The sequence below is a fragment of the Kitasatospora sp. NE20-6 genome, from assembly GCF_045862635.1.
Genome location: NZ_BPRL01000049.1, coordinates 75,849 through 81,848 on the forward strand (window position 1 = coordinate 75,849; position 6,000 = coordinate 81,848).

Sequence of the window (6,000 nt, forward strand, 5' to 3'; positions counted from 1 at the left end):
GAGCCGACCCGCGACGCCCAAGCCGCTACTTCCGCCATCTCCCGTACCGGCGGCCCATCCCCGGCCACCGCCGCCACCACCTGCGCCATGCCGCAGACCAAGCGGCCCGGCTCCAGACCCCCACCCCCGAACACCCCAGACCCCGCAATCTCCCGAATCCGACCGCACGCGGCCCCGGGACAGCAACAGGCCCCGGCACCATGGGGCGCCGGGGCCTGCTTCGACGGGAGGGGTCAGCGACAACCGGCGACAGCGAACCTTCCCCCGCCGACGTTCACCACGTCACCCCAACGGGCGTCGCGGTACCGGCCGCCCATCGCCGCCTCCCTATCGATCGTGTACGGCACTGTAGGGTCTGCCCGGCTCACTGTTACCGGCATGGCCCACGCTGAGCTCTCACCCGACAACCGCTACGTACAGGCCCCGGCCGCTGCGCTGCGCTTTGCCGGTCCTGGCGAGGCGCTCGAGCATCGTGCGAATCGCGTTCACGTTGGCGTCCTGGTCGTCCAGGCCGAGCAGACCGGTCACTTCACGAGCGCGCAGCGGGGTCGTGACGCCGGCGAGTACGGCCAGGACGCTCTTGGCATCGGTAAGCCGCCTGCGGCTGCCTGATGCCGCTCCGGGCGCAGCGGTGGTGGGGACCTCCTCCATCGGGGCGGGCTTGTCGGCCGGGGCCACCGTCTTCTTCGTCGCAACCTTCTTCGCCGGAGCGGTCTTCTTGGCCACCGCCTTCTTCGCAGTGGTCTTCTCGGCGGAACTCTTCTTCGCCACTCCGGTGCCCTCTGCCGTCCTCTTCGCGGGGCGCTTGCGCACCGCTGGTGCCGCGGCAGGCTCCGGCTCGGACCAGGACGCGGCCTCCTCGTCGACCAGCCCGGCCGCCGCACCGGCCGCCGACGGTGCCGCACCCTGCACGGGCTCCGCCGCCGCTGCGCCCTGCCCGCCCGAGGAATCGTCGTTCAGGGACGCGCCGGACAGCGCCGTCAGGCCCTGCAGCACGCTGACCATCGCGTTCTCCTGCGCGACGACGGCTGCAAGCTCGTCCTCCAACTGTCGGCGCCGCTCCCGCACACCGGGCAGTCTGGTCTCCAACAGGGCGATCGTCGATCCCACATTGCTGTCCGTACCGAACGTCTCTCCGCTTGCCACAAGGGCTCCTGTCGCATCGTCAACCAATGTTTTTCACAGCAAATCTACGACCGAAATCCCCGGACGCCGCAGGGAATGGCACAACCCGCCTGCTCCGGGTAGTTGCGGCACGCTCTGCACTCCCTGCCAGCAGCACTCGGCGGTCGCCACATTTCGGGCCCACAGGGCGGGTCGTGCCACCGCGCCATCCTGCCTACGGCGCCCGCCGGTACGAGACGCACACTCTACGGCGGGTGCTGCTGTGCTCCGGTGATCGACCGGCCGTGCACCTCCGGCAGATCCGCCGGACGGCAGGGCGGCACGAGGGTGCCCCCGTGACGTCCGGCCAAGTTCGCATGGGCCAGACTGCGGGCATGACCACCGACACCCGCCCGCCCGGACCACCCGCCTTCTCCGAGAGCCGCCCCCCGGAGCCGGTGCAGCCCGCCGACCCGACCGGTCAGGTGTGTGGTGCGGTCTTCCTGGCCCCACCGAGCGACCCGGTCGAAGTCCTTCCTGCGGGCCTCCCGCGCCCACGTGCCAGCACCTGGCCCTTCTCCCCGCACACGAACACCTGATCCCGGTCGGCATGACGGCATCCGGCCCGGCCCAAGGCTGGGCCGGTCACACGGGTACGGGCCGCTCCTGCCCGGCGCCGGGATTCGGTTACGCGGAGCACTGCTCGCGAGCTTGCTGACGGCTGGCCCCAGGGGGCAATGCGGCCCCGCACCGGAGGGTCTGCCCCTTCCCGAGGCCGCGTGTTCTGTCAGCGGAGGTCCAGAGAGGGCAGGCGGCGATGCGGCGGGTCAGGACCATGACTTCGCTGCCAGGCAGGGCGGCGGGGCAGCGCGGGCGGCGTCTCCTCGGTGCATGCGATCGGTCTGGGGGCGCGTAGGCGGGCATGGTCGCGGTTGTACTGCTTGTAGTTGTTGGGGAGTTCGTGGTGCCGGTAGTAGGGGTGCGGACGGTCGCGCCGGCACCATGGTAGGCCCGGTCGGCGAGCACCAGGATCTCGCGGGTCAGGCAGGCCTGGACGATGCCGTGGGCCCGGGCGGCGGTCAGGTCGTGGGTGCGCCCGGGCAGGGCTCGGGAGAACCACGGCGGCGTTCCGTCCGGTGTGGCGATGACCTGCACGTTCATCCCGTGCTTGCGGTGTTTCTGTGAGTAGTACGGCTTGTCTGCGGCGATCCGATCGGTCGGGATCGGCGTGCCGTCCACGATCACGAAGTCGCCCTCGCCCAGGCCTACCAGGGCCTCACGCAGACCCGGCGCCCATGCGGCCAGGACCTCGACGGTCTCGTCGACGTACCTCCAGACCGTCGCCTCCGACACACCGAAAGCCGCTCCGATCTGCGCGAGGGTCTCGTTCTTGCGCAGGTGGGCCAGGACCGGCAGGGCCTGCTTGAAGCAGCTCAACTTCCGCCATCGCGATCCCAGTTCACGCCTTCGGGTACAGATCAGCCACGAGACGTGCTCGACCAGCTCGTACGGGACGTCGAGCATGATGGCAGGATACGAGACCAAGCGAGGCTCCTCGGTCGAGGCATGGTGCGTAGAGAACATCAGCGCAACGACCAGGAGCCTCGTCCCGTTACTCCACCCCGCTGACCAGCCATTTCACCCTCCCAGGACAGGATGAAAGAGGCTCAGTGAACGTGGCGGAGACGGCGAACAGGATTCGGACCGGGCTCGTGGGGTCGTGGAAACCGGGCCAGCGGCTGTCATGCCTCCAGTATCAGTCGCAGCAGCTCGCGCAGGGACTCGCGTTGCTCTGTGGTGAGCCGGTCCAGCGGGGCGGTGACGAAGGGCATCCGGGCGCGGAGGTCGGCGATGACGGTACGGCCGGCCGCGGTCGCGGCGACGAGCTTGACGCGCCGGTCGCCCGGGGCGGGGGCGCGTTCGACCAGGTTGCGGGATGCCAGGCGGTCGATGATCGGAGTGACGTTGGAGGGCTCCGCGTGCAGGCGGTCGGCGATGCAGCGCATCGGGACCGGATCCTCGGCGGCCAGCAGCGCCTTGGCCTGGAGCGGGGTCAGCTCATGGGCTGTAGCGGCGGCCTCGGACTCCTGTGCGTAGCGCCGGTTGATGCCTGCGAAGAGGCCGATGACCTCCTTGGTCAGCTCATCCGATGACTTGGGCATGAGTCCAGTCTACCGACATGCTTGACAAAGTGAAACATCGCTCTCCATAGTTATGGACAATAGTAATTATTATTCATAAGTAAGGGATCCTGAACGATGAGTACCAAGACCGTCCTGCTCACCGGCACCTCCTCCGGTATCGGCTTGGCCGCCGCCGTCGCTGCCGCCCGCGCCGGCTGGCACGTGATCGCCACGATGCGCGACATCGCCAAGGCGGGCGCCCTGCTAGCGGCGGCCGAGGAAGCCGCGGTCACCGTCGACGTCCGCGCGCTGGATGTGACCGACCCGGCCTCGGTCGAGGCATGCCTGGCTGGCCTAGACCGTCTGGACGCGCTGGTCAACAATGCCGGCGCGGGCCACCTCGGCACGCTGGAGCAGGAGAGCGTCGAGGACGTGCGCGCTGTCATGGAGGTCAACTTCTTCGGCGTCCTCAACGTCACCAAGGCGGCTCTGCCCATGCTGCGGGCGAGCAAGGGCCGCGTAGTGACCGTGACCAGCGTCGGCGGCGTGATCGGCCAGCCGTTCAACGAGGCTTACTGCGCGGCCAAGTTCGCGGTCGAGGGCTTCATGGAGTCCCTCGCGCCGGTGATGGCGACGGTCGGCGTGGCCGTCAGCGTGGTCGAGCCGGGCGCGGTGGCCAGTGAGTTCGTGAGCAACGTGGGCGGCCGCGACACCGCGCTGGAACAGGCTGGCCCATATGCGCCCGCGCTGACCGCCTACCTGGCCCGTACCCGCGACGCCTTCGCCGCCGCGCAGACGTCGCAGGGCGCGGCAGCAAGCATCGTAGAACTGCTGGAGACCCGGCAGCCCGCCTTCCGGGTGCAGACCTCGGATGTCGCGCGCGCGTTCACCGCCGTGAAGATCACGGACGGCGACGGTTCGGCTGTCCAGACGTTGACCAGCGCGTGGATCGCTGTCCATGGTCAGCATTTCTGATCATTTGTAGTGCTGTCGACCTGTGGTGATCAGTGATTCCCAATCGGGTTCGTCAAGCGCGTGGGTGGCGGTGGGTGAGCGTGTCACGCCGCTGCGGGAGCGCTTCGGGGTGGTGAATGTGGGGTGGTCGCGCATCAGGGCCCAGAGCACGTCGAGGCGGCGTCGGGCGAAGGTGAGGACTGCTTGTTTGTGGGACCTGCCCTCGCCCCTCTTGCGGTCGTAGAACGCTTTGGAGACGGGGCGGCAGCGGGCCGCGACCTGGGTGGAGAGGTGGAAGACGCGCAGGAGCCGATGGTGGTAGCGGCGGGGCCGGCGCATGTTGCCGCTGACGTGTTCGGAGTCCTTGAGGACAGGGGCCAGCCTGGCGATGCCGCTCAGGCGACGGGAACTCCCGAGGGTGTCCAGGTCTCCGCCGGTGCAGGCGATGAACTCGGCGCTGAGCAGGGTACCGATGCCGGGCATGCTGGTGATCGTCTCGGTGTGCTCGTGTTCGCGGAACCGGGCCTCGATCAGCGCGTTGATGGTGGTGATCTCCTCGTTCAGGGCTATCACCGCCTTGGCCGAGGTGTGCACCATGGCGGCGGCCGTCCTCGCGCTCGGGATCACCGTGTGCTGGGCGTGGGCAGCCTCGACCTCGGCGGCTGCCACCGCTTGAGGCGTTGCGGACCTTGCGGTTCGTGAGTCACGTGGTCAGACGGGCCGGGCCGATCCTGAGCAGGGCGGCCGGAGTCCGGTAGCCGGTCAGTAGAACGAGGGAAGCCTTGGAGGTGCTGTAGTCGAAGGCACGTTCCAGGGCCGGGAAGTACTTGAGCAACTGGGCCCGCAGGCGGTCGATCGCGAGGGCGCGGTCGGCGGTGAGTACGAGTGACTCGGATCAGCCCACGATGAATGGTATGGAGCGGGCCTTGCACACACCATCACCAACCCGTCGCTGGGCAGTACCAGGGGGCTGGTGACGGTGAAGTTGGAGGCGCTGCAACAGGCCAGGTCGTTCAACTTCCGCGGCGCCTACAAACACTCGCTGCCCTCGGCTCCGTACGTCGGCGTCCTCCGGCAACAGATTTGGACACCAGTCCAGATTGGGACTTCGGGCTACCCGAAGGGGGTCCGCTGACGCGATCACTTAACTCCTGGTGTGATCTAATGGACAATCAGAAGTGGAGTACTACCTGCCAGTTATTGCTCTGTTGCCCACGGGGAAGACCTAAGAAGTTCAGGATGATGCTCACGACTGCCAGGCCGCCGCACGCAGGGCGGCGGACATCCCATACAAAGCGCCGTCGCATTGTTGAGCGGGAGTTCAGTGGTGAGCTGAGCGGCGTGGCGCATGTCCGCCGATCGCCGGTCAGGCCTTCCGTGCCGTGCGCATGGTAGGTCGCTTCCGCTGCCCCGACCTAGCCCAGTGCTGCTTGATCGATCAATTGTACGTCCGTAATCCGCCGGTACTCCGAAGGCCGGGCGCTCGTTCGCCGCGAACGAGTGGTTCCTCAACGTCTGGCCCCCGGAGCCGGTTCGAGCCTGAGGACCCGACCGTTGACCTCGATTCCGAGACCGCCGCTGTCATACGCGGCGCCACGACCGCTGCTGGCGCTGCAGACACGGTGCTGCCGGCGTGTTCGTGTCGCGCCCTGGCCCACGGCGGCCGCCCCGGACGAGGCCTCGGCCCAGACACCGGACGACACCGGCGACCTGCCCCAGCGCCACCGCCGCCCCCGCACGGAGCGCACCCGCGGTGACGCGCCCGTCATCGAGTCCCGGGAGCTGAACCCGGAAGAGGCTCGTGACACCTGGAGCCAGT

The 6,000-nt window shown here is 68.5% G+C and carries 7 protein-coding genes and 1 pseudogene; 3 read left to right on the forward strand and 5 right to left on the reverse strand.

Translation table 11 applies throughout. From position 1 onward, the window contains the following. Window positions 1-396: 396 nt before the first annotated feature. Complete coding sequence (locus tag SNE206_RS28630) at window positions 397-1,146, reverse strand: hypothetical protein (protein ID WP_407916395.1); 750 nt, start codon at window positions 1,144-1,146, stop codon at window positions 397-399. A gap of 353 nt (window positions 1,147-1,499) precedes the next feature. On the opposite strand from SNE206_RS28630, the gene SNE206_RS28635 reads away from it, so the two are divergent. Beyond that, the gene (locus tag SNE206_RS28635; RefSeq protein WP_407916397.1) at window positions 1,500-1,703 is read left to right on the forward strand and encodes a hypothetical protein; all 204 of its coding nucleotides are present in this window, start codon (window positions 1,500-1,502) and stop codon (window positions 1,701-1,703) included. Between the two features lie 305 nt (window positions 1,704-2,008). Here the strand turns inward: SNE206_RS28635 and SNE206_RS28640 are convergent. Continuing rightward, window positions 2,009-2,688: pseudogene (locus tag SNE206_RS28640) on the reverse strand (transposase family protein); the annotation flags it as partial. Between the two features lie 158 nt (window positions 2,689-2,846). Beyond that, entirely contained in the window at window positions 2,847-3,266 is a 420-nt protein-coding gene (locus tag SNE206_RS28645; protein ID WP_407916398.1) for a MarR family winged helix-turn-helix transcriptional regulator, read from the reverse strand. 96 nt (window positions 3,267-3,362) lie between these two features. On the opposite strand from SNE206_RS28645, the gene SNE206_RS28650 reads away from it, so the two are divergent. Beyond that, window positions 3,363-4,202, forward strand: coding sequence for an SDR family NAD(P)-dependent oxidoreductase (locus tag SNE206_RS28650; protein WP_407916399.1), 840 nt, complete (start codon window positions 3,363-3,365; stop codon window positions 4,200-4,202). Here the strand turns inward: SNE206_RS28650 and SNE206_RS28655 are convergent, their stop codons facing one another. Both SNE206_RS28655 and SNE206_RS28660 read right to left on the reverse strand, forming a co-directional pair. After that, window positions 4,203-4,850, reverse strand: coding sequence for a transposase (locus tag SNE206_RS28655; RefSeq protein ID WP_407916400.1), 648 nt, complete (start codon window positions 4,848-4,850; stop codon window positions 4,203-4,205). A 34-nt stretch (window positions 4,851-4,884) separates the two neighbouring features. Then, complete coding sequence (locus SNE206_RS28660) at window positions 4,885-5,016, reverse strand: hypothetical protein (protein ID WP_407916401.1); 132 nt, start codon at window positions 5,014-5,016, stop codon at window positions 4,885-4,887. A gap of 719 nt (window positions 5,017-5,735) precedes the next feature. Between SNE206_RS28660 and SNE206_RS28665 the strand changes: the two genes are divergently transcribed. Then, a partial coding sequence (locus SNE206_RS28665) for a hypothetical protein (protein WP_407916402.1) occupies window positions 5,736-6,000 on the forward strand: 265 nt, incomplete at its 3' end.